21 protein-coding genes and 1 tRNA gene are annotated in these 24,660 nt (G+C 73.4%); 13 read left to right on the forward strand and 9 right to left on the reverse strand.

From position 1 onward, the window contains the following. Positions 1 to 6: 6 nt before the first annotated feature. The 3 genes from M4486_RS19110 to M4486_RS19120 are packed head-to-tail and all read right to left on the reverse strand — an operon-like array spanning position 7 to position 2,199. Entirely contained in the window at positions 7 to 1,272 is a 1,266-nt protein-coding gene (locus M4486_RS19110; RefSeq protein ID WP_249478898.1) for a YncE family protein, read from the reverse strand. Further along, positions 1,269 to 1,841 carry a hypothetical protein gene (locus tag M4486_RS19115; RefSeq protein WP_249478899.1) on the reverse strand — a complete coding sequence of 191 codons (573 nt, stop codon included), beginning with the start codon at positions 1,839 to 1,841 and terminating at the stop codon, positions 1,269 to 1,271. Before M4486_RS19115 ends, M4486_RS19110 begins: the two co-directional genes overlap by 4 nt. A gap of 10 nt (positions 1,842 to 1,851) precedes the next feature. Next, on the reverse strand, positions 1,852 to 2,199 hold the full coding sequence (locus M4486_RS19120) for a hypothetical protein (RefSeq protein WP_249478900.1): 348 nt from the start codon (positions 2,197 to 2,199) through the stop codon (positions 1,852 to 1,854). Between the two features lie 126 nt (positions 2,200 to 2,325). Between M4486_RS19120 and sucC the strand changes: the two genes are divergently transcribed. From sucC to M4486_RS19145, 5 genes are all read left to right on the forward strand, one after another. Next, the gene (gene sucC / locus M4486_RS19125) at positions 2,326 to 3,492 is read left to right on the forward strand and encodes an ADP-forming succinate--CoA ligase subunit beta (protein ID WP_249478901.1); all 1,167 of its coding nucleotides are present in this window, start codon (positions 2,326 to 2,328) and stop codon (positions 3,490 to 3,492) included. A 9-nt stretch (positions 3,493 to 3,501) separates the two neighbouring features. Next, entirely contained in the window at positions 3,502 to 4,392 is an 891-nt protein-coding gene (gene sucD / locus M4486_RS19130; RefSeq protein ID WP_249478902.1) for a succinate--CoA ligase subunit alpha, read from the forward strand. A 251-nt stretch (positions 4,393 to 4,643) separates the two neighbouring features. Then, the gene (locus M4486_RS19135; RefSeq protein WP_152351713.1) at positions 4,644 to 5,372 is read left to right on the forward strand and encodes a metal-dependent transcriptional regulator; all 729 of its coding nucleotides are present in this window, start codon (positions 4,644 to 4,646) and stop codon (positions 5,370 to 5,372) included. A gap of 193 nt (positions 5,373 to 5,565) precedes the next feature. Further along, the gene (locus M4486_RS19140; RefSeq protein ID WP_249478903.1) at positions 5,566 to 6,525 is read left to right on the forward strand and encodes a C40 family peptidase; all 960 of its coding nucleotides are present in this window, start codon (positions 5,566 to 5,568) and stop codon (positions 6,523 to 6,525) included. A gap of 166 nt (positions 6,526 to 6,691) precedes the next feature. Then, positions 6,692 to 7,531: a hypothetical protein gene (locus M4486_RS19145; RefSeq protein ID WP_249478904.1), complete on the forward strand. Its 840-nt coding sequence runs from the start codon at positions 6,692 to 6,694 to the stop codon at positions 7,529 to 7,531. A 62-nt stretch (positions 7,532 to 7,593) separates the two neighbouring features. On the opposite strand, the gene M4486_RS19150 is transcribed toward M4486_RS19145, so the two are convergent. Next, positions 7,594 to 7,857, reverse strand: a complete 264-nt coding sequence (locus M4486_RS19150) for a hypothetical protein (RefSeq protein WP_249478905.1) — start codon at positions 7,855 to 7,857, stop codon at positions 7,594 to 7,596. A gap of 186 nt (positions 7,858 to 8,043) precedes the next feature. Next, positions 8,044 to 8,119 (reverse strand) — tRNA-Arg (locus M4486_RS19155). 69 nt (positions 8,120 to 8,188) lie between these two features. Here M4486_RS19155 and M4486_RS19160 point away from each other — a divergent pair. Then, positions 8,189 to 8,995: a nitrilase-related carbon-nitrogen hydrolase gene (locus tag M4486_RS19160; protein ID WP_249478906.1), complete on the forward strand. Its 807-nt coding sequence runs from the start codon at positions 8,189 to 8,191 to the stop codon at positions 8,993 to 8,995. Positions 8,996 to 9,118: 123 nt separating this feature from the next. On the opposite strand, the gene M4486_RS19165 is transcribed toward M4486_RS19160, so the two are convergent. Next, a complete protein-coding gene (locus M4486_RS19165; protein WP_152351716.1) occupies positions 9,119 to 9,295 on the reverse strand; it encodes an Rv0909 family putative TA system antitoxin in 177 nt (58 codons plus the stop codon). 161 nt (positions 9,296 to 9,456) lie between these two features. Between M4486_RS19165 and M4486_RS19170 the strand changes: the two genes are divergently transcribed. From M4486_RS19170 to M4486_RS19180, 3 genes are all read left to right on the forward strand, one after another. Further along, positions 9,457 to 10,293 (forward strand): DeoR/GlpR family DNA-binding transcription regulator, encoded by an 837-nt coding sequence (locus M4486_RS19170; RefSeq protein ID WP_249478907.1) that lies wholly within the window; start codon positions 9,457 to 9,459, stop codon positions 10,291 to 10,293. 195 nt (positions 10,294 to 10,488) lie between these two features. Beyond that, on the forward strand, positions 10,489 to 15,342 hold the full coding sequence (locus M4486_RS19175) for a hypothetical protein (protein WP_249478908.1): 4,854 nt from the start codon (positions 10,489 to 10,491) through the stop codon (positions 15,340 to 15,342). Further along, entirely contained in the window at positions 15,339 to 15,599 is a 261-nt protein-coding gene (locus M4486_RS19180; protein WP_249478909.1) for a hypothetical protein, read from the forward strand. Before M4486_RS19175 ends, M4486_RS19180 begins: the two co-directional genes overlap by 4 nt. A 50-nt stretch (positions 15,600 to 15,649) precedes the next feature. Here M4486_RS19180 and M4486_RS19185 read toward each other — a convergent pair whose 3' ends face one another. Further along, on the reverse strand, positions 15,650 to 16,225 hold the full coding sequence (locus tag M4486_RS19185) for an NUDIX hydrolase (RefSeq protein WP_249478910.1): 576 nt from the start codon (positions 16,223 to 16,225) through the stop codon (positions 15,650 to 15,652). Positions 16,226 to 16,317: 92 nt separating this feature from the next. Here M4486_RS19185 and proC point away from each other — a divergent pair, with 92 nt between their 5' ends. Next, positions 16,318 to 17,190 (forward strand): pyrroline-5-carboxylate reductase, encoded by an 873-nt coding sequence (gene proC, locus M4486_RS19190; protein WP_249478911.1) that lies wholly within the window; start codon positions 16,318 to 16,320, stop codon positions 17,188 to 17,190. Between the two features lie 46 nt (positions 17,191 to 17,236). Here proC and M4486_RS19195 read toward each other — a convergent pair whose 3' ends face one another. After that, positions 17,237 to 17,902 carry a potassium channel family protein gene (locus M4486_RS19195; RefSeq protein WP_152351722.1) on the reverse strand — a complete coding sequence of 222 codons (666 nt, stop codon included), beginning with the start codon at positions 17,900 to 17,902 and terminating at the stop codon, positions 17,237 to 17,239. A gap of 205 nt (positions 17,903 to 18,107) precedes the next feature. Then, on the reverse strand, positions 18,108 to 19,526 hold the full coding sequence (locus M4486_RS19200; protein ID WP_249478912.1) for a TrkH family potassium uptake protein: 1,419 nt from the start codon (positions 19,524 to 19,526) through the stop codon (positions 18,108 to 18,110). A 181-nt stretch (positions 19,527 to 19,707) separates the two neighbouring features. On the opposite strand from M4486_RS19200, the gene M4486_RS19205 reads away from it, so the two are divergent. From M4486_RS19205 to M4486_RS19215, 3 genes are read left to right on the forward strand one after another with little or no spacing between them, the layout of a single operon-like run. Then, complete coding sequence (locus M4486_RS19205) at positions 19,708 to 20,952, forward strand: acetoin utilization protein AcuC (protein ID WP_249478913.1); 1,245 nt, start codon at positions 19,708 to 19,710, stop codon at positions 20,950 to 20,952. A gap of 36 nt (positions 20,953 to 20,988) precedes the next feature. Next, positions 20,989 to 22,821: a dynamin family protein gene (locus tag M4486_RS19210; protein ID WP_249478914.1), complete on the forward strand. Its 1,833-nt coding sequence runs from the start codon at positions 20,989 to 20,991 to the stop codon at positions 22,819 to 22,821. Further along, positions 22,818 to 24,584, forward strand: coding sequence for a GTPase (locus M4486_RS19215; RefSeq protein ID WP_249478915.1), 1,767 nt, complete (start codon positions 22,818 to 22,820; stop codon positions 24,582 to 24,584). Before M4486_RS19210 ends, M4486_RS19215 begins: the two co-directional genes overlap by 4 nt. The last annotated feature ends 76 nt before the right edge of the window (positions 24,585 to 24,660 follow it).

A 24,660-nucleotide genomic window follows, 5' to 3' on the forward strand; every position in this document is an offset into this window, starting at 1 on the left:
GCGCCGTCACCCCTGCCCCGAGTCGTCGAAGACGTCGATGCTGCCCGCGTAATTCGCGACCCAGACGCTCGCGGTCGTCGGCTCGTAGGCGACGCCCACAGGGTTGCGGCCCACGCTCTCGCGCTGGACCTCTGTGAAGCTGTCGACGTCGAACTTCGAGACGGAGTCCTCGTAGTAGTTCACGACGTACAGCGCGGTGCCGTCCGGGGAGATGTCCATCGAGCGGGGCTCGCGGCCCGTCGGCGCCTCGCGCAGCATCTCGCCGCTCGCGGTGTCGAGCTCGAGGAGCCGGTCCGAGCCCGCCTCCGTGAGGTACATGCGGGTGGCGTCGGGGGAGAGGACCAGGTGGCGGGGCTTGCGTCCCGTCTCGCGCACGAGCTCGCTCGTGCCGGCGGGGATGTCCAGACGGAACAGCTCGTCGGCGTACATCGCGGTGACGTAGGCGGTCTCGTTGTCCGGGAGCACGACGATGCCGCGCGGTGCGGAGTCCACGGGTATCTCCGCGGTGACCTCGGCGGTCTCGAGGTCGACGACGGAGACGGTGCGGTCGCACCAGTTGGAGACCAGGGCGAGGGACCCGTCGGGGGAGAGAGCCACGAACTTCGGCACCCGCCCCACCTCGATCGCCTGGTCCCAGCTCATGGTCGCCACGTCCAGGCGCAGCAGTGCGCTCGCGCCGGTCGCGTCCCCGTGGCGGCAGTCGTCGTTGCCCGAGGCGCCGTGCCCCTCGCCCGTCATCTGGTACTGCGAGACGTAGGCATAACGGCCGTCGGCCGTCCAGGCGGCCTCGACCGGTGCGCCCGTGCTGGTCCCCGGGTACTGGGGGAATCCGAGTGCAGACATGTCCACGGTGTCTGGGACGGTCGCGGCGAGGCTGCGATCGGCCGCGTCGTAGAGCGTGACGGAATGGCTGTAGAGCATGTTGTTGGCGAGCACGTGCCCGTGGCCGCTGGCCACCACGGACTTCGGGGTGATGTCCCCGGTGATCCGCTGCCGGTCGCTCATCCGGGTCCCGGACGACGGTCCGTCCAGGACGCGCGCGCTCGCGGTCGGCACGCCCTCCGCGGGATCGGAGGGGCCGCCGGACGACCCGCCCAGCAGATCGCCGTCGCCGGTGGTCGCGCCGCGCCGATGCTCCACGAGGCCGACGATCGCGATCACGAGCGCGAGGCACAGCAGTGCCGTGAGGAGGGGGAGGACGGCGGGCCGACGGGGATCCGCCTCCGCGTGCAGGCCGGCGAGCCTCGTCGATCGCCGGTTCCGCGGGCTCATCGCCGTCGGGTGCGCTCGCGCACTGGCTCGGGTTCCCGGTGCTCCGGGCGGCGCGCGTCGAAGCTGCGCTCGTCGGACCGCCCGTTCTCGTCCGGATGGGCCTCGTCCTCGTCCAGCTCGTCCTCGTCGTCCGCGAGCCCGAATCCGACCCACAGCGCCCAGCCGAAGCGGACCGCCATGAGCACCAGCACGATCGCGAGCACCGCGGTGAAGGGGATCTGCACGCCGGTGCGGGTGACCACGAACCAGATCACGCCCAGCGAGGCGCCCATGATCACCGCGTCGCGCAGGGCCGAGAGCAGGCGCTGACCGATCCGCGCGCGCTTGAGGTGGCGCCGCGTGGCCTCGGTGTAGACGGCGGCGTCACGGCGGTAGCGGCGGCCGCGCTCGCGCATGTGCTCGCGGGACTCCCGCGTGCCCTCGTCGGCCGCCTTCGACGCCGCACGCGCGTAGGCGCCCGCCCGCTCCGTGCTGCGGCGGGTGGAGTCGCGCGCCTGGCGGGCGAGGTCGGGAGCCTGCCGACGGGCGGTGTTGCGCGCCGCCTTCGCGTAGGTCTTCCAGCTGCTCATGGGTCCTCCCTCAGCGGCCGTCGTCGCGCCAGCGGATGTCGCCCCCGCCGCTCGGCCGACGCCGGCCCTCGCGGGCCTCGCCGCGCCCGCCGGTGTCGAGATCGTCGCGGGGGTCGTACCGGCGGGGGTCACGGGAACCGTCCCCCGCACGCCGCCGGGCGCTGCGCGCACGCTGCTCGCCGATGTAGGAGAGGCCCACGTTCAGCGCGAGGGTCAGCACGATCGAGAGCACGAGGCCCGCGACGCTCGAGCGGACGCCGAACACGCGCAGCAGCATGAACAGCACCAGGACCGCGACGAGGCTGAAGCCGATCTGGTCGCGGATCCGGCGGGTGAGACTGCGGGATCGTGGGGCCACGGTCACAGCCTAGTCGTGCGGTGCTGGGACGGGCGTCGGCGGCGATATGGTGGAGACGTTCGAGGGGCGGTTCGAGGGCCGACGAGGGCCCGCCGCCCGCCTACGACAACGGAAGGACGAACATCCGTGGACCTGTTCGAGTACCAGGCCCGCGATCTCTTCGAGAAGCACGGCGTCCCCGTGCTGCCCGGAATCGTCGCGGAGGACCCACAGGCCGCCAAGGCCGCCGCTGAGACCATCGGCACCCCGGTCGTGGTCGTCAAGGCCCAGGTGAAGGTCGGAGGCCGCGGCAAGGCCGGCGGCGTGAAGATCGCGAAGTCCCCCGAGGAGGCGGAGCAGAAGGCCTCCGAGATCCTCGGCATGGACATCAAGGGCCACACCGTGCACCGCGTGATGATCGCGGGCGGCGCGGACATCGCCTCCGAGTACTACTTCTCCCTGCTGCTGGATCGCGCCAACCGCAACTACCTGGCCATGTGCTCGGTCGAGGGCGGCATGGAGATCGAGCAGCTGGCCGTCGAGCGCCCGGACGCGCTCGCGCGGGTGGCCGTCGACCCCAACACCGGGATCGACGAGGCGAAGGCGAAGGAGATCGTCGAGGCCGCGGGCTTCGACGCGGAGACCGGCGCCAAGGTCGTCCCGGTGCTGCAGAAGCTCTGGGACGTCTACAGCGCCGAGGACGCGACCCTCGTCGAGGTGAACCCGCTCGTCCAGACGGGGTCCGGCGAGATCGTCGCCCTGGACGGCAAGGTCACCCTCGACGACAACGCGCAGTTCCGCCACGAGGAGCACGCGGGCCTCGTGGACACGGCCTCCGAGGACCCGCTCGAGGCGAAGGCCAAGGCCCTCGACCTCAACTACGTCAAGCTCGACGGCGAGGTCGGCATCATCGGCAACGGCGCGGGCCTGGTCATGTCGACGCTGGACGTCGTCGCCTACGCGGGCGAGTCGCACGGCGTGAAGCCCGCGAACTTCCTGGACATCGGCGGCGGCGCGAGCGCCGAGGTCATGGCCAACGGTCTGGACGTCATCCTCGGCGACCAGCAGGTCTCCGCGGTCTTCGTCAACGTGTTCGGCGGCATCACCGCGTGCGACGCGGTGGCCAACGGCATCGTCGGCGCCCTGCAGAAGCTGGGCGACGCCGCGACGAAGCCGCTCGTGGTCCGCCTCGACGGCAACAACGTCGAGGAGGGGCGGAAGATCCTCGCGGACTTCGCGCACCCGCTCGTCACCCAGGCCGACACCATGGACGGCGGAGCGGCCAAGGTCGCCGAGCTCGCCGCAGGAAAGTGAGGGACCGTCATGTCGATCTTCCTCGATGAGAACAGCAAGGTCATCGTTCAGGGCATGACGGGCTCGGAGGGCATGAAGCACTCCCAGCGCATGCTCGACTCCGGCACGAACGTCGTCGGCGGCGTGAACCCTCGCAAGGCCGGTCAGACCGTGTCCTTCGAGGGCGGCCACGAGGTCCCCGTCTTCGGATCCGTCGCGGAGGCCATGGAGGCCACCGGCGCGAACGTCTCGGTGGTCTTCGTGCCGCCGAAGTTCGCCAAGTCGGCCGCGATCGAGGCCATCGACGCCGCGATGCCGCTGCTCGTGGTCATCACCGAGGGCATCCCGGTGAAGGACTCCGCGGAGTTCTTCAACTACGCGAAGGACAAGGGCACCACCCGGGTCATCGGCCCGAACTGCCCGGGCCTGATCAGCCCCGGGAAGTCCAACGCGGGCATCACCCCGGCGAACATCACCGGTCCCGGCAAGCTGGGCCTGGTCTCGAAGTCGGGCACGCTGACCTACCAGATGATGTACGAGCTGGCCGACCTCGGCTTCACCACGTGCATCGGCATCGGCGGCGACCCGGTCATCGGCACCACCCACATCGACGCGCTCGAGGCGTTCGAGAACGACCCCGACACCGTGGGCGTGGTGATGATCGGCGAGATCGGCGGCGACGCCGAGGAGCGTGCGGCCGCGTACATCAAGGACAACATGTCCAAGCCGGTGGTCGGCTACGTCGCGGGCTTCACGGCCCCCGAGGGCAAGACCATGGGCCACGCGGGCGCAATCGTGTCCGGCTCCGCCGGCACCGCGCAGGCGAAGAAGGAGGCCCTCGAGGCCGCGGGCGTGAAGGTCGGCAAGACCCCGACCGAGACGGCCGACCTCATGCGCGAGATCATCTCGGCGCAGGCCTGAGAGCGCCCGGGCGCTCGGGCCCGACGCGGACCCGCATCGCGGGCCGGATCGGGCCCGACGGCCGACGGACGGGCGGGCACCCCAGCGGGTGTCCGCCCGTCCGCGCGTCCGGGGGCGGGAGGGGCCGCGGAGGTCCGGTGGGCGGACGCGCGCCGGCGTGCGCGTCGGCCGTCAGCGCAATCGCTGGGGGAGTGTCGGTCTGAACAGGTACGGTAGAGCCCGTCGGAGGAACCAGGAACGGAGCAGCATCCATGAGCAGCGATCTTGTCGACACCACGGAGATGTATCTCAAGACGGTGTTCGAGCTTCATGAGGCGGGCATCCCCCCGATGCGCGCCCGGATCGCGGATCGGCTCGGGCACTCGGGGCCGACGGTCTCGCAGACCGTCGCCCGCATGGAGCGCGACGGCCTCCTGCACCTGGACGACGAGCGCCGCATCATGCTCACCGACAAGGGGCAGGCCATCGCGACTGACGTGATGCGCAAGCACCGTCTGGCGGAGCGCCACCTCATCGAGCAGGTCGGGCTGCCCTTCGAGCTGGTCCACGAGGAGGCCTGCCGCTGGGAGCACGTCATGAGCCGCGAGGTCGAGACGCGCATCGCCCAGCAGATCGTCGCGCCCTTCATCGATCCCTACGGCAACCCCATCCCGGGTCTCGCCGAGCTCGGGATCGACACGTCCGACGAGACCGGCGTCACCCCCGAAGGTCAAGATTCGGCAAGCTGGCACGGCACCCTCGACCGCGCGCTGGGCGGCTCCGGGTCGCTCGAGCTGCGCCTGCGCAGGATCGGCGAGACGGCGCAGACCGATGTCGAGCTGCTGCGCGATCTCGCTGGTCACGGCATTCTCCCCGGTGAGACGTTCCGGGCCGAGCGGACGCAGTCCGGTTTCCGGCTGCAGGGCGACGGCGCGGAGCCGATCATCATCGACGAGGACACCGCCGGTCAGCTCGTGGTGACTCCCGCGGCGGCCGAGTAAAGAGTCGGCAAGGTCTTCCCCAGACCTTCTCAGGACGCTGGGTGCGGGCGTTCAGGAGTCCTTAGGGTCGAGGGCGTGCCGATCGCGGAACGATCGGCCGACGCCCACCGAGTTCGGCGCGCAGCGCTTCGGTCCGGGCAACTGAAGACGAAGCCGAATCTCCGCTCCGGCGGAGGCCCAGGGGAGCCCTCACGTGTCGAAGACTGCGATGAACACGCACCGCCGAGCCATGCGCCCGGTGACGCCGGCCGTCCGCGCCGGCCGCACCGCCGCCGGCGCTGCGATCGCCGCCACCATGCTGTTCGGCGGGTCCGCCGCCGCGACGGCCGACGGGTCGAACCAGGCCGATGGTGCCGCGCAGGCCCAGGGGATCGCCGCCCCGGCCGTGGTGCCCGCGGTTGACGCGAAGCCCTCGCAGATCCAGACCCTCAAGGACGGCGACGAGCCTTCGTCGTCCGGTGCTGTTCCCGAGTCTTACACGGTCGACGGTGAGATCGACACCGAGTCCGCCGCCCAGGCCGAGGCGAAGGCCCGCAAGGCCGAGGAGAAGAAGGCCGCCGCCGAGCGCGCCGAGCAGGAGGCCGAGGAGAAGGCCGCCGCCGACCGGGCCGCTCAGGACGATCAGGCGCAGGACGATCAGTCCCAGGACCAGCAGGACGACCAGTCGCAGGAGAGCGCCTCCTCGCAGTCGACCTCGAGCCGCTCCTCGCACTCGAGCTCCTCCAGCTCGAGCTCGTCCTCCTCCAGCAGCTCCTCCTCCAAGAAGTCCTCGAGCTCCTCGGAGAAGAAGTCCAGCGCCCCCGCCGCTTCCAGCGCCTCGGGCAACGGCATCCTCTCCACGGCCCGCAGCGGCATCGGCACCCCGTACGTGTTCGGCGGGACCAGCACGAGCGGCTGGGACTGCTCGGGCTTCACCCAGTGGGTCTACGCGCAGAACGGCATCAGCATCCCCCGCACCGACTCGGCCCAGGCCGCCGGCGGTCGCGTGATCTCCAAGTCCGAGGCGCGCCCCGGCGACCTCATGCGCAAGCCCGGCCACGTGGCCATCTACGCGGGCGGCGACATGCTGATCGACGCCGGCAACAAGCGCGTGGGCACGACCGAGCGCCACATCTACTCGGGCTCCTGGACGTACGTCACGTACACCCACTGATCATCCCTGACATCCCCCGCGTCGCACGTCGGCCCCGCACCCCTGGGTGCGGGGCCGACGTGCGTCCGGGGAAGGGCCGTGCGGATCAGGCGCGGACCCAGGTGGACGTGGCATCCTTGCGCGGTGCCTGACCGCACGCCCGAACATCCCCGGAGGAGGCCATGAGATGAGCGCACTGCGACAGACGGCGAGCGTCCTGCTGCTCGTCCTCGCCGCCGTGGTCGGCGCGAGCTGGCTGCCGGGCACCTGGCTGCAGCAGCACGTGGTCGAGCGCGCGGGGTTCCTCGAGATCGCCGAGCCCATGGGGGAGGACGCCTCGACCCAGCACGCGCTCACGGATGCCGCGGTCGACGAGCTGCTCTCGAGCGACGTGATCCCCTCCTCGGTGCGCGGCACGGTCGCGCCCTACGCCAAGGAGCAGGCGGCGTCCTTCACGACCACGTCGGCCTACCAGGCGATGTGGGACGACTCGATGGACTCGGTGCACGAGGGGCTCTTCGCCTCCGGCGACAGTCCGATCGAGGTCGACCTCTCGCCCGCCGTCGACTCCCTCATGGATCCGATCGAGGAGAAGCTGCCCTTCGGCATCACCCTGCCCCGGCCCGACCATCCCACGGTCACCCTCACCACGATCCCCGACCTGCCCGCCCTGCGCGCGGCCGCGCAGGTGCTCCCGTACGCGTCGTGGGCGCTGCCGGTGATGATCGTACTGATGGTGCTCGCGCTGCTCGTCGCCGACCGCAGGCGGGCCGCCCTGCTGGGCGCCGGGATCGCGACCCTCGTGGCGGGCGCGATCGGTCTGCTGCTCGCCGCGGGCATCGGAGTTCTCGTGCCTGCGTCGGTCGACGGCGCGGGTCTCCTGGGGCCGATCGTGCAGGGCTTCGAGGCCCGCTTCAGCGCCGACATCGCGCCGCGCGCGACCGTGATGACCGGCGTCGGCGCGGGGATCATCGTGGTGGGCGCGGTGCTCCTCGCCGTGGTGCGCAGGCCGGCGCGGCGCCGGTGAGACTCCCGGAGTCGCCGTGATGCGGTGTGCAGCCAGCACCGCACTGCCGGAGGGTGGAGATCTCAGTGCTCCGCCGGAGGCGTTTCAGTGCCGCGCGGGCCGGTCGTCACGTCCCGCTGCGTGTACGCGCTGATCAGCGCACGGAGGTCCGCGACGAAGCGTCGCAACCAGAAGATCGTGGCCACGATGACGAACGCGAGGGCGAGCTGACTCATCCACGAGTGCAGAAGCCGTTCGCCGGGCCACCAGAGCCACAGGAACGCAACCAGCACCACTGGTCGTGCGATCACCTTCAGCCACAGCAGGCGCAGACCGTCCTTGCTCATGTCCGCCACCGTAGCAAGCTGCCTGGTCAGTCCTCTGCGCTGCGGTGCCGCTTCTTCGGGCGGCCGCGCGTGAGGACGACGTCTCCGAGCAGACTCAGTACGAACTCGATCACGATGCCCACGCGGACACACGAGCGGCCGCGCGAATGCGCCGTGCCGTGACGACTGAGTGACCTGCCGTTTCTCTGGTGCCCCCGGCGCGATTCGAACGCGCGACACCCGCTTTAGGAGAGCGGTGCTCTATCCCCTGAGCTACGGGGGCGGAACCGCCGACCATCCTACGGTACGGAGGGCCCGGGACCTCCGCCCGGGCGCATGGCAGGATCGAAGCGTGAGCACCTCCACGCTGACCGTCGCCCTCGCCCAGTACGCCGTCGATGAGGATCCCGCGCGCGCGACCGAGCGCGCCGTGCGCGCCGTCGACGAGGCGGCTGCGGCGGGGGCGCGACTCGTCGTGCTGCCCGAAGCGGCGCTCGCCCCCTTCGGCACGGACCTGGCCACCGCCGCGCGCGACCACGCCCGCGCCTTCGACGAGGCGATCACCGCGAGCGCGGAGCGGCACGATCTGGTGGCCATCGCCGGATCCTTCACCCTCGCCGCCGACGGCCGCGTGCACAACACGGTGATTGTTCGGGGTCGCGACCTGCGCGCGGACTACCGCAAGATCCACCTCTACGACGCCTTCGGCGCCCGGGAGTCCGAGACCATCGCTCCCGGCGCCGAGCTCGTCTCCATCGACGTCGACGGGGTCCGTGTGGGTCTCGCGACCTGCTATGACATCCGCTTCCCTGAACAGTTCGTTGCGCTCGCGCGGGCGGGCGCGCAGGTGATCGTGGTCCCCATGGCGTGGGGAGCGGGGGAGGGGAAGGCCGATCAGCTGCGGGTGCTGCAGCGGGCACGGGCGTTGGACTCCACGAGCCTGCTGCTGGCCGCGGACCAGGTGCCCGCGCCCGGCTGGAGCGGGAAGGCGGCGCGCGGCGTCGGCGGCAGCGTCGCCGTCTCGCCGCTCGGCGCGGTGCTCGCGGCCGCGGGCGAGGACGAGGAGCTGCTCCTCGTCGAGGTCGATGCCGAGGCCGTGGCCGGGGCGCGGTCCACGCTGCCCGTGCTCACCGACCGACCGGAGCTCCAGACCCCCTGAAGGCGGAGTCTGCTCGCGTCGGGGCTCCCTCGCGCCGGTGCCCCGCCCCGCGCATGCGAACGGCGCCGGACCCGAAGGTCCGGCGCCGCTTCGACGGCTCATCGGCCGTGGGAGGCACTCGGGTCAGAGATTGCCGAGGCCGTCCTTCGCCTTGTCGCCGGCATCGCCGATGGCGCCGTCGAACTGATCGGGAGCGGCATCCTGCGCCTTCTCCGAGGCACCGTCGATGCCCTCACCGATCTTGTCCTTGTTGTCGGATGCGACATCCTTGGCCTTGTCGAAAGCGTCGTTGAGACCCATGGGGAACTCCTCTCGTTCGGCGTCGCGCTCCGGTCGGAGCGACAGCCCTACGCTAAGAGCCTCCGCGCCAGACGTGCCAACTATCCGCGGAACATGGCGCCCAAGTGACGACCTGTGAGCATTTGATGCACATTCCCGCCATCGCCGGGCATGATGAGTGCATGGAAACGACCGACGCTCGCGCGGCAGCAGCCGCTTCGTCACCGCCCAAGGACAAGAGCGGGCGCTGGGACCGCGTGCTGGCGATGCTGGCGACCCATCGCAGCCTGAGCGTCACCGAAGTGGCCCGCGAGCTGGGGATCAGCGAGTCCACGGTGCGCCGCGACTTCGTCGAGATGGAGCGCGCCCAGCTCGCGCGCCGCACCCACGGGGGCATCGTCGCGATCGACGTCGCCTACTCGCTCGCGACCACGCCGCGCGAGAAGGACGGCGCCTCCGCCGACCGCGAGCGGGTGGCGGCCCTCGCCGCGGAGATGATCCGTCCCGGTCAGATCGTCGGCTTCAACGGCGGGCGCTCGACCACGAGCACGGCCCGTCGGGCGGTCTCCCGTCCCGATCTCGACGCGAAGGACGGCACGCCCGGGCTCACCGTCGTCTGCGCGGCCCTGAACATCGCGACCGAGGCCGTGCTGCGCCCCGCAGTGCGCACCGTCGTGCTCGGCGGCGTCGCCGAGCCGTACTCCTTCGAGCTCACCGGGCCGCTCGCGACCGCGACGATGCGCGACCTGTGGCTGGACACCATGTTCGTGGGCATGATCGGTCTCGACATCGACGCCGGGCTCACCTGCAACTCCGACGCCGAAGCGGGCGTGACCCGCACGATGATCGGGCATTCGCGGCGCGTCGTCGGCCTCGCCACGGCCGACAAGTTCGGTCTGCGCGCGCTCGCGGGCATCTGCCCGGTCGCCGCGCTCACCGACCTCGTGATCGCCGGCGAGGTCCCGGGGGAGCTGCGCGAGCACCTCGCCGAGCACGAGGTGCGCCTGCACGAGGCCTGAAGGTTCGTCCGGGGCCCGCCCGAGGTCCGCCCGACGTCCGTCGGAGGGCGCGGCAGGACGTCGGTGTGCGGCCGGGCCGTCAGGGGCCGACGGAGGCCTGCGCGAGCGGTGTGTGATGCGCCCGGCGCGACCTGCGTCGCCGTGCACGGCACGCCTCCGCGTCACCATGGTGTCCGGCCGGTAGCGTGGGGTTCCATGTGGAGACTGCTGCGTGGGAAGAAGCGCACCGAGGAGCAGGAGAGCGCCCCGGGCGCGCCGGACGAGACGACCTCGTCCCGTGAGGACGCCGGTCCCGCCGCCTCGACCGCCCGCACCGGAGCCGCGAGCAGGCGCGGCCGCTCTGCCGCGAGTGCTGCGAGCGCCGCCAGTGCGGCGAGTGCGAACGCCTCCGACGGCGCCGAGGGCTTCGCCTTCTCCGTCGACCACCGCCTGGACCCGGCCGGCGCCGACATCGCGCCCCTCCAGGACGAGGACGCCCTGCCGCGTCGCCGGGTCGACGACCGCCCGCTGAGCCGCGCCGACCGCGTCGGCAGCGCCCTGGACCGCTGGACCCTGCAGATCGCCGGCACCCGCGCCGAGCCCTCCTTCCTCACCCGCATGCGCGCGGGCGAGCACGTGCTGGACCTGACCCACTCCCACCCCTCCGGCCTCGCCCAGCTCCTCGCCGGCCGCGGCCCCACACGCCTGTCCTCGCTGGTCCGCGAGGTCGGTGCGCTCGCCGACGCCCGCGCCGAGGCGCGGGCGATCCGCGAGATCGCCGAGCGCCAGGCCGAAGAGGTCGGTCTGTCCACCTGCCATCTCGGCATCGGCGAGGCGACCTGGATCCCCGAGGACGGCGGCGAGCCCTTCCACGCGCCCGTGCTGGTGCGGCCCATCACCCTTCGCCTGCGCGGCAGCGCCCGCGAGGACGTCGATCTGGACCTCGACGCGACCGTGGACGTGAACCCGATCCTGCTGCGCGCCCTGCGCGAGGCCGGCATCGCCGTGGACGCCCGCGCTCTGCTCGCGACCACCGAGGGCCCCTACGGCTTCGACCCGACACCCGTGATCGACGCCTTCAAGTCGCTCGGCCAGCCGCTGCCCGGCTTCCGCGTCGCCCAGGCGCTCGTGGTCGGCAACCTCATGGACGCCGCCGGTCAGCTCGTCGACGACCTGCGCACCGACCCCGCCGACTGGGCGGACAGCGACCTCGTCGCCGCCCTCGCCGGCGACCCCGAGGCCCGCACGTCCCTCGCCCCGTCGGCCGACGCCTCGTCGGCCGCCGCGCCGACGGGCGCTCCCGCGGCCCCCGGCGGATCGCGCGGCACCGCAGGGGAGGGCGCCCACGAGCCCTCCGCCCCCGACGAGTCCGAGATGGTCACCTCCCTGCCCCCGGATCGGATGCGGGTGCTCGCGCACGTCCTGGCCGGCGGCCACCTCGCGGTGAGCACGCCGCCCGGCACCGATCCCATCGACCTCGTCGTCGACCTGGCCGCCGAGGCGAATGCTCGAGGCCGCAGCGTGCTCGTGGTCTCCCAGCGCCGGGCGAACCTCGCGCACATCGCCGCCCTCGCCCGCGAGCGCGGCCTCGAGGACCTCGTGTTCGACCTCTCGCCGGACCCGTCCCTCCAGCGCAACGCCTCGGCCGCGCTGCTGCAGAGCCTCCGGCGCGCCGGCTCCTTCTCCTCGCCGGTCTCCACCGCCGAGCCCGAGGAGCTCGCCGAGGCCCGCAGCATCCTCACCGGGCACGTCGAGGCCATGCACCGCGTCCAGCAGCCCTGGAACGCCTCTGCGCACGACGCCCTCTCGGCGCTCGCCGCGCTCACCCGCATGCGCCCCGCGCCCCGCACGGAGGTGCGGCTGGGCGCCGATGTCGCCGCGACCATGGTCGGCGAGGACCGGGAGCGCGGAGCGGAGTCGCTGCGCGAGGCCGCCCGTCTGGGCGTGCTGTCCATCGGACCCGAGGACACCGCCTGGTACGGCGCACCCATCACCACCGACACGCAGGCGGAGCGCGCCCTCGCCCTCGTCGAGCGCCTGCGCGAGAAGCAGCTCCCTCAGCTGCGGCGCGCGATCGAGCGCACCGGCGGCGAGGTCGGCCTCGCCCCCGCGCGCACCCTCGAGGCGCTGATCGCCCGCCTGCAGCTGCTCTCGAAGGTCCGCGGGGCGCTCTCCGTGTTCCAGGGGGCCGTGTTCGCGGCCCCGCTGGACGACCTCATCGCCGCGACCGCCACCAAGGACTGGCGGCGCGAGCACGGCGTGGTCATGTCCTTCACGACCCGTCGGCGACTGCGCAAGGAGGCCGCCGCGCTCCAGCGCCCCGCCTCGCTCGCCCCCGACCTGCACGAGGCGCTGCGGACCGTGCGCGCCGTGCGCGAGGAGTGGAGGGCGGCCGACGGCGGCAGCGGCTCCGCCCCGTCCGTCCCCGAGAAGCTCGAGAACTGCGCGCAGACCGCGGAGTCCATGCAGGCCCTGTGCGACGAGCTCGCCGTGCTGCTGGAGGGCACGCCCGCCGGCGGGGCTCTCGCCCGCACCGATGTCGACGATCTCGCCGAGCGGGCCGACGCCCTGTTCGCGGACCGCGACGACCTCGCCGAGCTGCCGCGCCGCACCACCCTGCTGCGCTCGCTCGCGGCCGACGGCCTGGGCGACCTCGTCGAGGACCTGCGCGCGCGCGGCGTCCGCGAGAAGCACGTCGCCGCGGAGCTCGACCTCGCCTGGTGGCAGAGCGTCCTCGAGCTCATCGCCCGCGCCGAGCCCACCATCTCCCAGTACGACGGGACGGGGCTCTCGCAGGTCGCCGAGCGCTTCCGGCGCCTGGACGCCCAGCACATGGAGCGCGCCTCCTACCGGGTGCGCGGCGCCTCCGACGACCGCCTCGTCTCCACGATGATGTCCTTCCCCGACACCTCGCGCGCGGCGATCGCCGAGCTCGCCCGCTCGTCGACGGTCTCGGTGCGCGACCTCGCCGCGAAGTACGAGGACATCCTGTTCGCCGCGCGCCCCACCTGGCTCGCCTCCCCGTACCTGGTGCCGCAGGTGGTCCCGCGGGGACGCCACTTCGACATGGTCATCGTCGCCGACGGCGGACGCCTCCCGACGGCGGCCGCGATGCCCGCGATCGCCCGGGCCGACCAGGTCGTCGTCCTCGGCGACGTCCTCGACCACGCCGAGGTCGAGGGGCCCGTCCTCCTCGACGACATGCTGCAGGTGGCCCCGCACATCGCCCTCCACCGCGATCCGCGGCCCGCCGGGTCCGTGCTGCGCGCCTTCGCCCAGCGCCGGTCGCTCGTGGGCGAGGTCGTCTCCACGCCCAGCCCGTCGGCCCCCGACCCGGACCGTCTCGTCGTCGTCGAGAACGGCCGGGGCGCCGTGCCCACCGGCACCGAGCTCGTCGAGAGCACGGAGGCCGAGCTGCGCCGCGTGACCGACCTCGTCATCGAGCACGCCCGGCACCGGCCCGAGCTCTCGCTCGCGGTGTTCACCCTGACCGCGGAGCACGCCCGCAAGGTCATGGAGCGGATCATGCACACCGTCTCCGTGGTGCCCGGCCTGCGCGAGTTCTTCGACGCGGCCAGCCGCGAGTACTTCACGGTGCTGCCCGCCTCGCGCGCCTCCGGCGTGGTGCGCGACGAGGTGATCGTCTCGCTCGGCTTCGGCAAGACCCCGCACGGGCGGTTGCTGCACCGCTTCGGTCCGCTCTCCGCACCCGACGGACGCAAGGCGCTCGCCACCGTGCTCACCCGCTCTCGCGGACGCACCACGGTCGTCTCCGCCTTCGACGTCGAGGACCTCGACCCCTCGCGTCTGAAGTCCGAGGGCGCCCGTGACCTGCGCGCCATGCTCACCGTGCTCCACGGCGGGGCCGACGGCGGGCTCGAGTCCCCGGAGGGCAGCGGGACTCCGGCAGCCCCGACCCGCACCTCGTCGGCTGCACCGGCCTCCGCGTCCTCGGCCGCTTCGGCGAACCCGCCCGCGTCAGCCGCGGAGGAGGCCACGAGCTCCGTCGACGCCCAGATCGAGGCTGCGCTCGCCGCCGCCGACGCCCAGGACGAGTCGGCCAGCCCGGACGACGGCGGGACCGACGTCGACCCCGACGGCTCCGAGTCCGCGGCCGCGGTCTCGGCTTCGGAGACCGACGGCACGTCCGACGAGGAGCTCGCGCAGGGCTCGGTGGAGGCGGAGGCCGAGGCCCCCGCGGACGCGGACAGCGCCGACGCGGCCGCCTCGCACGACGACTCCGTCGACCGCTCCGACGTCGCCGGTGAGAAGGTCGACGCGAGCGGCGCGGATGCCCAGGAGGCCGGGGCCCGGGACGCTGCCGACCACAGCCCTGCGGCATCGGACGACGGTGCGCAGCATGACGCCGAGACGGGCGAGTCCGAGAAGGGTGAGTCCGAGAAGGGCGAGTCCGAGCAGGACGGCACCGCGCGGGACGAGCCCGTCCAGGACGAGCCCGTCGCCCACGTCCTCGAGACCAATGCCCTGGTCAACGACCTGGCGGACCGCCTCTGGCGCCTCGGCCTCGTGGTCGACACCGACTTCGGGGTGACCTCGGACCGGATCGACCTCGCGCTCGGGCACCCGGACCTTCCCGGCCGCTACCTGCTCGCCGTCGACACGGACGGCGAGAGGTACGTCGCGACCGCGAGCCAGCGCGAGCGCGACCGGCTGCGGGCCGAGCGCCTCGAGGCCTCCGGCTGGGCGACCGAGCGCGTGTGGTCGTGGGCGCTGTTCATCGACCCCGACGGCGAGGCGGAGCGCATCCGCCGCGGCGTCGAGAGGGCTCTCATGCTCTACCGCGAGGAGGCCGAGCAGGCCGCGCTCGAGGGAGCCGGCGGCGCCCGCCACCGTCTGCCTCGGCCGCAGATCCCCGCAGGCCATCCGCTCGAGTTCTACGCGAGCGAGGACTTCGACTCGGTCGTCGAGTACATCGCCTCCGACGGCCGCGCCCGCCTCGAGGACCACCTGGCCGCCGAGGTCCGCAGCTTCCTCGGCTTCACCCAGCGCTCCGTGCTCCTCGACGTCTCCGTCAGCAGCGCGATCCGCCGCTTCCAGGAGAGGCAGTGACCGAGGGGGCGCACGGCGAGGACCGCAGGTCGGGCCGCGTCGTGATCTCCTCCCTCACCGGGAAGCCCATCCCCTGGGACGACGGCGACCGGACAAGCGGCGCCCACGGCGACGGCGCACGCGCCCCGCGCCGCGGCGATGAGCCCCGGGTGATCCCCGATCGCGCCTCCGAGGACGCGCCCGAGGCGGGGGAGCGCTCCGGCCACGACGCCGAGATCCTCCGCGACGTGCCGCCGCACTGGGGCACCGGGGCCTGAGCCGCCTTCCCTGAACCGAGGTTCCTGAGCAGCGGTTCCTGAGCCGCGGCTCAGCTCAGGGTCCCGGGGCGAGCGCTGCCGCCGGCCCCGTTCCCGTCGTTCCCCTCGTTCCGGCTCGTCTGCCCGCCGTCGTCCTCGCGCGCGAGGATCGCGCGCAGCACGCGCGCCTGCCCGGGCCGGGCAGTGCGCACGGCCTGATCGGGAGGGAGCAGGGCGGCGCGGCAGATCTCCCGCGCCTGCAGGACGTCCTGGCCCGGGGCCTCGGCGACGTCGATCGACCCCCGCAGCCAGATCTCCACGCGATGGCGCTGCCCGCCGACCACGTCGACCACGCGCAGATCCGTGGCCCGCAGCCCCGACTCCTCGCGCAGCTCCCGTGCCGCGGCGGCCTGCGGGGTCTCCCCGGGCTGCATGTGCCCCGAGGGCACGCCCCAGCGCCCGTCCTCCCAGAAGCGGTGCTCGAACAGCAGCACCCGGCCGTCGGGCGCGCGCAGCACCGCGCACACGCTGACCAGGAATCGCGGCTGGCTGAGACGCACGGCGAACCAGACGATCTTGCGGCGCACGGGGCCCGGGAGGGCGTCGAGCACCGCGGAGAGCTGTCGCAGGGGCAGGGGCAGGGGCATGCTGCGCAGTGTACGGGCGCCGGTCGAGGAGGGGCGGGGCGCGGGATGGTCGCCGATCGGGCATGTCGGATCCGGCCCCTAGAGTGGGAGGCATGACGGATCAGACGAGCCCTGAGACCACCTCTGCCACCTCGAGCACCGCCTCCGACGGGACGCCCGATCTCTCCGCCGTGACGGTGAGCGTGCTGGGCGCCGGCAACATGGGCGGCGCGTTCGTGCGGGCGATGCTCGCCGCGGGCGTCTCACCGCAGAACCTGCGCGTCGTGAACTCCTCGGACGCCTCCTCCCGGCGAGCGGCCGACGAGCTCGGCGCCACCGCCGGATCCGTGTCGGACCTGACCGGGTCCGACGTCGTCGTGCTCGGCGTGAAGCCCTACCAGCTCGACGCGGTGATGCCCGAGGTGCGCTCCGCGCTCGCCGAGGACACCCTGGTCATCTGCATCGCGGCCGGCACCAGCCTCGCCGCGCTCACCGAGGCGCTGGGCGGGCACACGCAGCTCGTGCGCGCGATGCCCAACACCCCGATGTCCGTGGGCGAGGGCGTCACCCACCTCATGGCGTCCGACGACGCGACCGAGTCCTCGGTCGAACTGGCCCGCGCGCTCCTCGCGGCCGCGGGGATCGTCGTGGACCTGCCCGAGGAGAAGGGGCACGCGATGATCGGCGCTGCAGGCAGCGCGAGCGCCTTCGTGTTCACCATCGTCGACGCGATGATCGACGAGGCCGTGCGCCAGGGAATCCCGCGCCCGGAGGCCACGCGCGTGGTGCTCCAGACCGTGCGCGGCGCCGCGACCCTGCTGCAGGAGACCGGGCAGCACCCGGCCGTCGCGCGCGGCGCGGTGATGAGCCCCGGCGGCACCACCGCGGAGGGCATCGCGGCGCTCGAGCGCGGCGGCATCCGCCCCGCGCTCGCCGGGGCCATGGATGCGGCGGCGCGCAAGTCCCGCGCCATGTCGGGGGAGTGACCCGGCCGGGCGGCTCGCCCGTCTCGAATCGGGCGGCCCGCCCGCCTCAGGGCCGGTTGGAGAAGCGCTCGATGAGCTCGGTGTGCCCGGAGACGATCAGCAGATCGTGCTGGGAGACCTTGGTGTCCGGGCCGGCGTAGGTGAAGTCGCGGCCGGGCGACTTCACGCCGACCACGGTCACGCCGTACTTCGCGCGGATGTCGGACTCCTGCAGGGTGAAGCCCATGATCTCCTGCGGGGGACGCATCTTCACGATCGCGAAGCCGTCGTCGAACTCGATGAAGTCGATGAGGCGTCCGTTGACCAGGTGCGCGACCCTCTGCCCGGCGTCCTTCTCGGGGAAGACCACGTGATGGGCGCCGATGCGCTCGAGGATCTTGCCGTGCGGCACGCTGATCGCCTTGGCCCAGATCACGGGCTTGCCCAGGTCCACGAGGTTCGCGGTGATCAGCACGCTCGCCTCGAGCGAGGTGCCCACGCCCACCACCGCGACGGAGAAGTCGGCCGCGCCCACCTGGGCGAGGGCCTCCATCTGCGTGCCGTCGGCCTCGACCACATGGGTGAGGCGACCCGAGTACTCCTGCACGAGATCCTCACGCGTGTCCATCGCGAGCACGTTCGTGCCGAGCTCCTCGAGCGTCAGGGCCAGGGAGGCTCCGAAGCGGCCCAGGCCCACGACCAGGGCTCCGCTGCTGCCACGGGGACGGGCCACGATGTCTCCTCACATGCGGACGGCGGGACGGCGCCGGAGCGCCGCGAACAGTCTAGAGCGCTGCGCAGTGGTCGTTATGGACGTTCAGAACGACCGCTTCGCAGCACTCAACGCGTTGCGGGACGGGCGCGGCGAGACGGGGCGGCGGGCCGGAGGGTGCCTGACGGGGCGGCTCGACAGCACGGCGGCCCGGCACGCAGCGGCATCAGCCGACGATGGGGCGCTCGCTGGGCAGGCGCACCACGCGTGAGCGCGAGCGCAGCGCGAGGGCGGCGCCGAGCGTCATCGGCCCGATCCTGCCCAGGTACATGCATACGATGAGGATGTAGGTCGCGGCATCGCCGAGATGCGGGGTGATGCCCGTGGACAGCCCCACGGTGCCGAAGGCGGAGAGCACCTCGAAGAGCACCTGGTCCAGGCTGAACGGAGTGAGCTGCAGGGTCAGGAACGTCGCGATGAACACCACCGAGGCGCTCATGACGAGCACGCCGATCGCCTGGCGGATGGTCTCCTGCGGGATCCGACGGCCGAACACCTCGACGTCGCGGTCGCCCCGCGCCTCGGCGACGATCGAGAGCGCGAGCAGCGCGAACGTCGTCACCTTGATGCCGCCGCCCGTCGACCCGGAGCCGCCGCCGATGAACATGAGCAGGTCCGTGAACAGGCGCGTCTCGGGTTCGAGGGAGGCGATGTCGAGCGTGGAGAAGCCGCCCGAGCGCGGCATCACCGAGGCGAACAGGGAGGCCAGCACCTTCGAGCCGAAGCCCTCGCGGCCCAGCGTGTGCGGGTTCGACCACTCCATCGCGAGGTAGCCGAGCATGCCGGCGACCAGCAGGATCCCCGAGGTCGCGAGGGTGAGCTTCGCGTGCAGGGTCCAGTGGTGCGGGGTGCGCCACCTCTTGACCAGCACGAGCACCACGGGGAAGCCGAGCGAGCCCATGAACACGGCCGTCGAGATCGGGATCGAGAAGAACGGGTCGCCCAGGTACTGGGAGATCCCGCCGGGATCGGGCACGAAGCCCGCGTTGTTGAAGGCGCTGATCGCGTAGAAGGCGCCGTAGAAGACCGAGGTGCCGGTGCCGTGCTCGGTCGCGATCATGTACGGCACGAGCGCGAGGAAGGTGAGGACCTCGAAGGCCGTCGAGGTGATGACGATCGTGCGCAGCACGCTGCCCACCTCCGCCAGCTGCTCGGCGCGGGTCTCGCGCGCCGTGATGATCCTCTGGGCCAGCCCCATCGAGCGCATCACCGAGAGCCCCAGCAGCGAGGCGAGGGTGAGCACGCCCAGACCGCCGATCTTCATCGCGACCATGAGGACCACGAGCCCGAAGGTCGACCAGTGCGTGGCGGTGTCGACCGTCGTCAGTCCGGTCACGCAGATGGCGGAGACCGCCGTGAACACGGCGTCGCGGAAGCCGGTGGCCTGGCCGTCGGACGCGGCGAGCGGTGACATCAGCAGCAGCGTGACCAGGCCGATCATCGCCGTGAACACGGTCAGCGCGAGGCGGGCGGGGGAGGTCCTCGCGGCCGTCGCGAGCGCGGTGCTCGAGAACTCGCGGATGCGCTGCCAGAGCGAGATCGCGGACAGGTCCGTGCGCCCGTCCTCGTCCCGGCCCTCGCTCATCCGGCTGCTCCTCGTCCTGCGTCTCGGTCCTGCGTCTCGTGCCCGTCGCGTGCGCGCCGTGCGACCAGCGGCGCCGGGGTCCGCGGACCCGCGGGACCGCCCGCCGCGCAGGCGCTGATCCGTCGCGCAGTCTACGTCGGCGATGCGTTCGTCCGGCCCTGCACTGGGTACGCTCGAACGCATGGTCTCCGCCCCCCATGGCTCCTCCGGCGCCGGTGTCGTCTGGGACGACGCCCTCCTCGCCTACGACTTCGGCCCCTACCACCCGATGTCGCCCGTGCGCCTCGAGCTGACGAGGCTGCTCGCGGAGACCAGCGGACTGCTCGCGCGCCCCGGGGTGCGGACACTGCCCGCGCCCGTCGCGTCCGACGCGGAGCTGCTGCGCGTGCACACCCCGGAGTTCCTGGCCGCCGTGCGCCGCGCGTCGGCGCCCGGGGCGGGAAGGGACGGCGGGGACGATGCGCTCATCGGCTTCGGCATCGGGGGCGACGACGTCCCCGCCTTCGAGGGCATGCACACCGCGAGCGCCCGCATCGTCGGCGGGTCGATCGCGGCGGTCGACGCGATCCGCGCCGGCCAGGTCGACCGTGCCGTGAACTTCGCGGGCGGCATGCACCATGCGCGCGCCTCCCAGGCCGCCGGGTTCTGCGTGTACAACGACGCGGCGATCGCGATCGCCCACGCCCTCGACGCGGGGGAGGAGCGCATCCTCTATGTCGACCTCGACGTCCACCACGGCGACGGCGTCGAGCGCGCCCTGTGGGACGAGCCGCGCGCCGTCACCCTCTCGATCCACGAGAGCGGCGAGCACCTCTACCCGGGCACCGGGTTCGTCCAGGACACGGGCGGTGCGGGCGCCCTGGGCAGTGCGATCAACGTCCCGCTGCCGCCGCGCACCGACGCGGACGGATGGGTGCGCGCGATCGGCGCGACCGTGCCCGGCCTCGCCCGCGCGGTCCGGCCGACGCTCCTGGTCACCCAGCACGGCGCCGACAGCCACCGCAAGGATCCGCTCGCCGATGTCCGCGCGACCCTCGAGGCCCAGCGCGCCGCGATGATGCTCATGCGCGAGGTGGCGGACGAGTCCGCGGGCGGGCGCTGGCTCGCCCTCGGCGGCGGCGGGTACGCCGTCACCGACGTGGTCCCGCGCTCCTGGGCGCACCTGGTCGCCGTGGTCACCGGGGAGCCGCTCCCGGAGGAGGGCGAGGTCCCCGAGGCGTACCGCCGTGCCGTGCCCGAGGTGCTGCGGGCCCACGGCCTGCTCGACCCCGACGCCCCGCCCGAGATGGGATACGGGGAGCAGCGCCCCCTGGACGTGCGCGACTGGTCGCTGGGCTTCGATCCGGCCGACGACCTCGACCGCGCCGTCCAGGCCGCGCGCCGCGCCGCCTTCCCCGAGTGGGGCCTGGACCCGTTCCTCGACTGAGGACCGTCCCGGCGCGGCGACTGCCAGAATGGCCGCATGACCACTCGACCTCCGACGGACGACCAGGTGGGGCCCGGGTCGGACGCCACGCGGGTGCTCGATGACCTCGCCGCGGACCTCGACGGGGTCCGCCTCGGCTTCGAGGCGCCCGGCGCCGTGCAGACCCGCAGCGCCGTGACGGCCGCCTCCCGCCAGCTCGCCGACCACCTCCTGCCGCGCCTGCAGTCCGTCGACGCGCCGCTGCTCGTGGTCGTCGGCGGCTCGACGGGCGCCGGCAAGTCGACGCTCCTGAACGCCCTCGTCGGCCGGCCCGTCACCCGGGCCGGCGCCATCCGCCCCACGACCAGGCGGCCCGTGCTGCTGCACCATCCGGAGGATGCGCCCTGGTTCGAGGGCACGCGGATCCTGCCCGGCCTCGCCCGCGTACGCGGGGGAGCGGGTGCCGGCGCCCAGTCGGCCGGATCCGAGGACGAGCCCTCGCGCGAGCTCGAGCTGCGCCCCCTCGCCGAGGTCCCGCGCGGCCTCGCCCTGCTCGACGCGCCCGACATCGACTCGATCGCCGCGGGCAACCGCGAGCTGGCCCGGCAGCTGCTGCGCGCCGCCGATCTCTGGCTGTTCGTCACCACCGCCAACCGCTACGCCGACGCGGTCCCGTGGGAGGTGCTGCGCACGGCCGTCGAGGCCGACGCCACGGTCGCCGTGGTCATGAACCGCATCCCCGAGCGGCCCGGCATCGCCGAGGAGCTCGAGACCGATCTGCGGGCGATGCTGGAGGATCGCGGGCTCGAGCCCGCCCGGCTGTTCCTCGTCCCGGAGTCGTCGCTCTCGGCCGAAGGGATGCTCGACCAGGCCCGCGTCGGCGAGATCGACACCTGGCTGCATGCGCTCGCCGCGGACCAGGGCGCACGCGGCGCGATCGCCCGGCGCACCCTCGCGGGCGCCCTCGACTCCCTGGACGGGACCCTGCAGGACGTCGCCGCCGGCGTCGAGGAGCAGCACGCGATCCGCGAGGAGCTCGCGACGGCGGTCGACGACGCCTTCGCGGACGTCGTCGGACGCATCGAGGAGGCCGTGGGCGACGGGTCCCTGCTGCGCGGCGAGGTCCTCGCGCGCTGGCAGGAGGTCGTGGGCACCGGCGAGGTCGTCCGCTCGCTCGAGAGCCTCGTCGGGCGGGTGCGCGACCGCCTCGGGCGTGCCCTGCGCGGCGAGGGGAGGCCCGCGGTCGCGGCCCAGGACGCCCTCGAGACGGGCCTCGTCCACGTCGTGGTCGACGAGACCGCGCGCGGCGCCGAGCACGTCGAGCAGGCATGGCGATCGCATCCCGCGGGGCGTCCCCTCGTGGAGGGCGCGGACCTCTCCCGCATGGAGCCCGGCTACGAGCAGCAGGTCGCCCGCGCCGTCCGCGACTGGCAGGGGGACGTGCTCGAGCTCGTGCGCAGCGAGGGCGGCGACCGCCGCACGAAGGCCCGCATCCTGTCCCTCGGCGTGAACGCCGTGGGCGTGGCGCTCATGGTCGTCGTCTTCGCCTCCACGGCCTTCATCCCCACCGGGCTGGAGGTCGGCACGGGCGCCGCGACCGCGATCGTCGGCCAGAAGCTGCTCGAGACGATCTTCGGCGAGGACGCCGTGCGGAGACTGGCCCGCGTGGCCCGCGAGAGCCTCGTCGCACGGCTCGAGGGACTCGTCGTCGAGCGCGCCGAGCCCTTCCGCGCGCGCCTGGAGGCCGTGCCCGAGGGCACGGAGCCCGAGTCCCTGCGGGCCGACGCGCGCGGGGCGGCGGCGCTCGCCGCCGACATCAGGGCCCAGGCCGAGCAGGCGACGGGGGAGCGGACGGCGCACGAGCCCACGACGGGGGAGGACCCCGCATGAGTCCGCGCACCTCGCGCGCCTCCCGCGCCTCGCGCGGCGCCCGCACCGGCTCCGCGGACTCCCTCGCGTCCCTGGCCGAGCGCCGGGACGCCCTCGTGAGGGCTCGCGATGACCTCGAGGGCATCGCCCCGTCGGATGCCCTCGCTGCGACCGGGGAGATGCTCGAGAGGCTCGACGCGCGCACCGCGCTCTCGGCCGAGCACACCGTCATCGGCTTCTTCGGTGCGACCGGATCGGGCAAGTCGTCGCTCATGAACACCCTGGTGGGCCGCGAGATCTCCCCGGCGGCGGTGCGTCGCCCGACGACGCGCGACCCGCACGCCGCGGTGCTCGACCCCGCCGGAGCCGACGCTCTCCTGGACTGGCTCGAGGTCGCCGACCGCCACGAGGTGCACGATGGTCCGCTGCACGACGCGCTCGCGCGGGCGGCTGCGGAGGGGGCCGGGCACGCAGGCAAAGCCGGGCGCGCCGGCAAACCCGGGCCCTCCGCCGGCATGGTGCTGCTGGACCTGCCCGACCTCGACTCCGTCCAGGACGCCCACCGCGACATCGCCGAGCGCATGACCGGCATGGTCGACGTGCTCGTGTGGGTCACGGACCCGCAGAAGTACGCCGACAGGGTGCTGCACCGCGACTTCGTCGAGCCCTTCGCCGGCCACGACGCCGTCACCCTCGTGCTGCTCAACCAGATCGACACCGTGCGCGAGGACGAGCGCGAGAGCGTGCGCACCTCCCTCGAGCAGATCGTGCGCCGGGACGGCCTCGAGCACGCACCCGTCCTCGCGGTCTCCGCGGAGACCGGCGCGGGGCTCGCGGACGTCCGCTCCCGCTTCGCGGCCGTCGCCCAGGCCCGTGAGGCGATCGCCGTGCGCCGGCGCGCCGACCTGCGGGAGGCAGCGGTCGGGCTGCGGACCGCCGCGGATCCCTCGGGCCTGCCGGGTCGGGTCCCGTCGGCCGCCGAGCGCTCGCTCGAGGACGCCCTCGGGGCCGCGGCCCGCATCGATCCCGTGGCCGAGGCCGTGGGGAAGGCCTACCGGCATCGCGCCGACGCGCGCAGCGGCTGGCCCGTCGTGCGCTGGCTCCGGCGCGTGCGCCCGGATCCCCTGGCACGGCTCCACCTCGGGGCCGATGGATCCCGTGGCGCTCAGGGGGCGGAGGCGCGGTCCTCCCTGCCCGCGCCCGACGCGGCGACGTCGGCCCGTGCCTCCGAGGGCCTGCGCGGCTTCGCCGACACCGTCAGCCGCGACGGCTCCGACCCGTGGCGCGCGGCCGTGCGCCGCTCCGCCCGCTCGCGCGAGGACGAGCTCCCGGACGCCCTCGACCAGGCCGTGGTCGGCGCGGACCTCTCGCGCCGCACCCGCGGCTGGTGGTGGCCCGTCCTGGACGTGCTGCAGTGGCTCGCGATGGCGGCCTGGGTGGTGGGCCTGGGCTGGCTCGTGCTGAATGCGATCCTCGGGTTCTTCCAGGTCCCGGCGCCGCCGATGCCGATGATCCGCGAGCTGTGGGTGCCGATCCCGCTGCCGACGGCGCTCATCGTGCTGGGCGTGGGGGCAGGGATCCTGCTGACCGTGCTCGGCGGAGCGCTCGCCGCCCTCGTCTCGTGCCTCCATGCCGCCCGTGCCCGGCGCCTGCTGCGCGCCCGCGTGCGCGTGGTCGCCGCCGAACTCGTCGTCGACCCCGTGCAGAGCACGCTGGCGGCGGCCCGCAGATCTGCGACGGATCTCGCAGCAGCGAGCGGGGACGCACCCCCTCAGCGCGTGTAGAGTGGGGCGTCGACTGTGGCACGGGCCCTGGACTCGTGGTGCTCACGCGTGGGCGCCGCATCCCGCCCCAGGGGGC

The organism is Brachybacterium kimchii (assembly GCF_023373525.1).
Classification (GTDB): domain Bacteria; phylum Actinomycetota; class Actinomycetes; order Actinomycetales; family Dermabacteraceae; genus Brachybacterium; species Brachybacterium kimchii.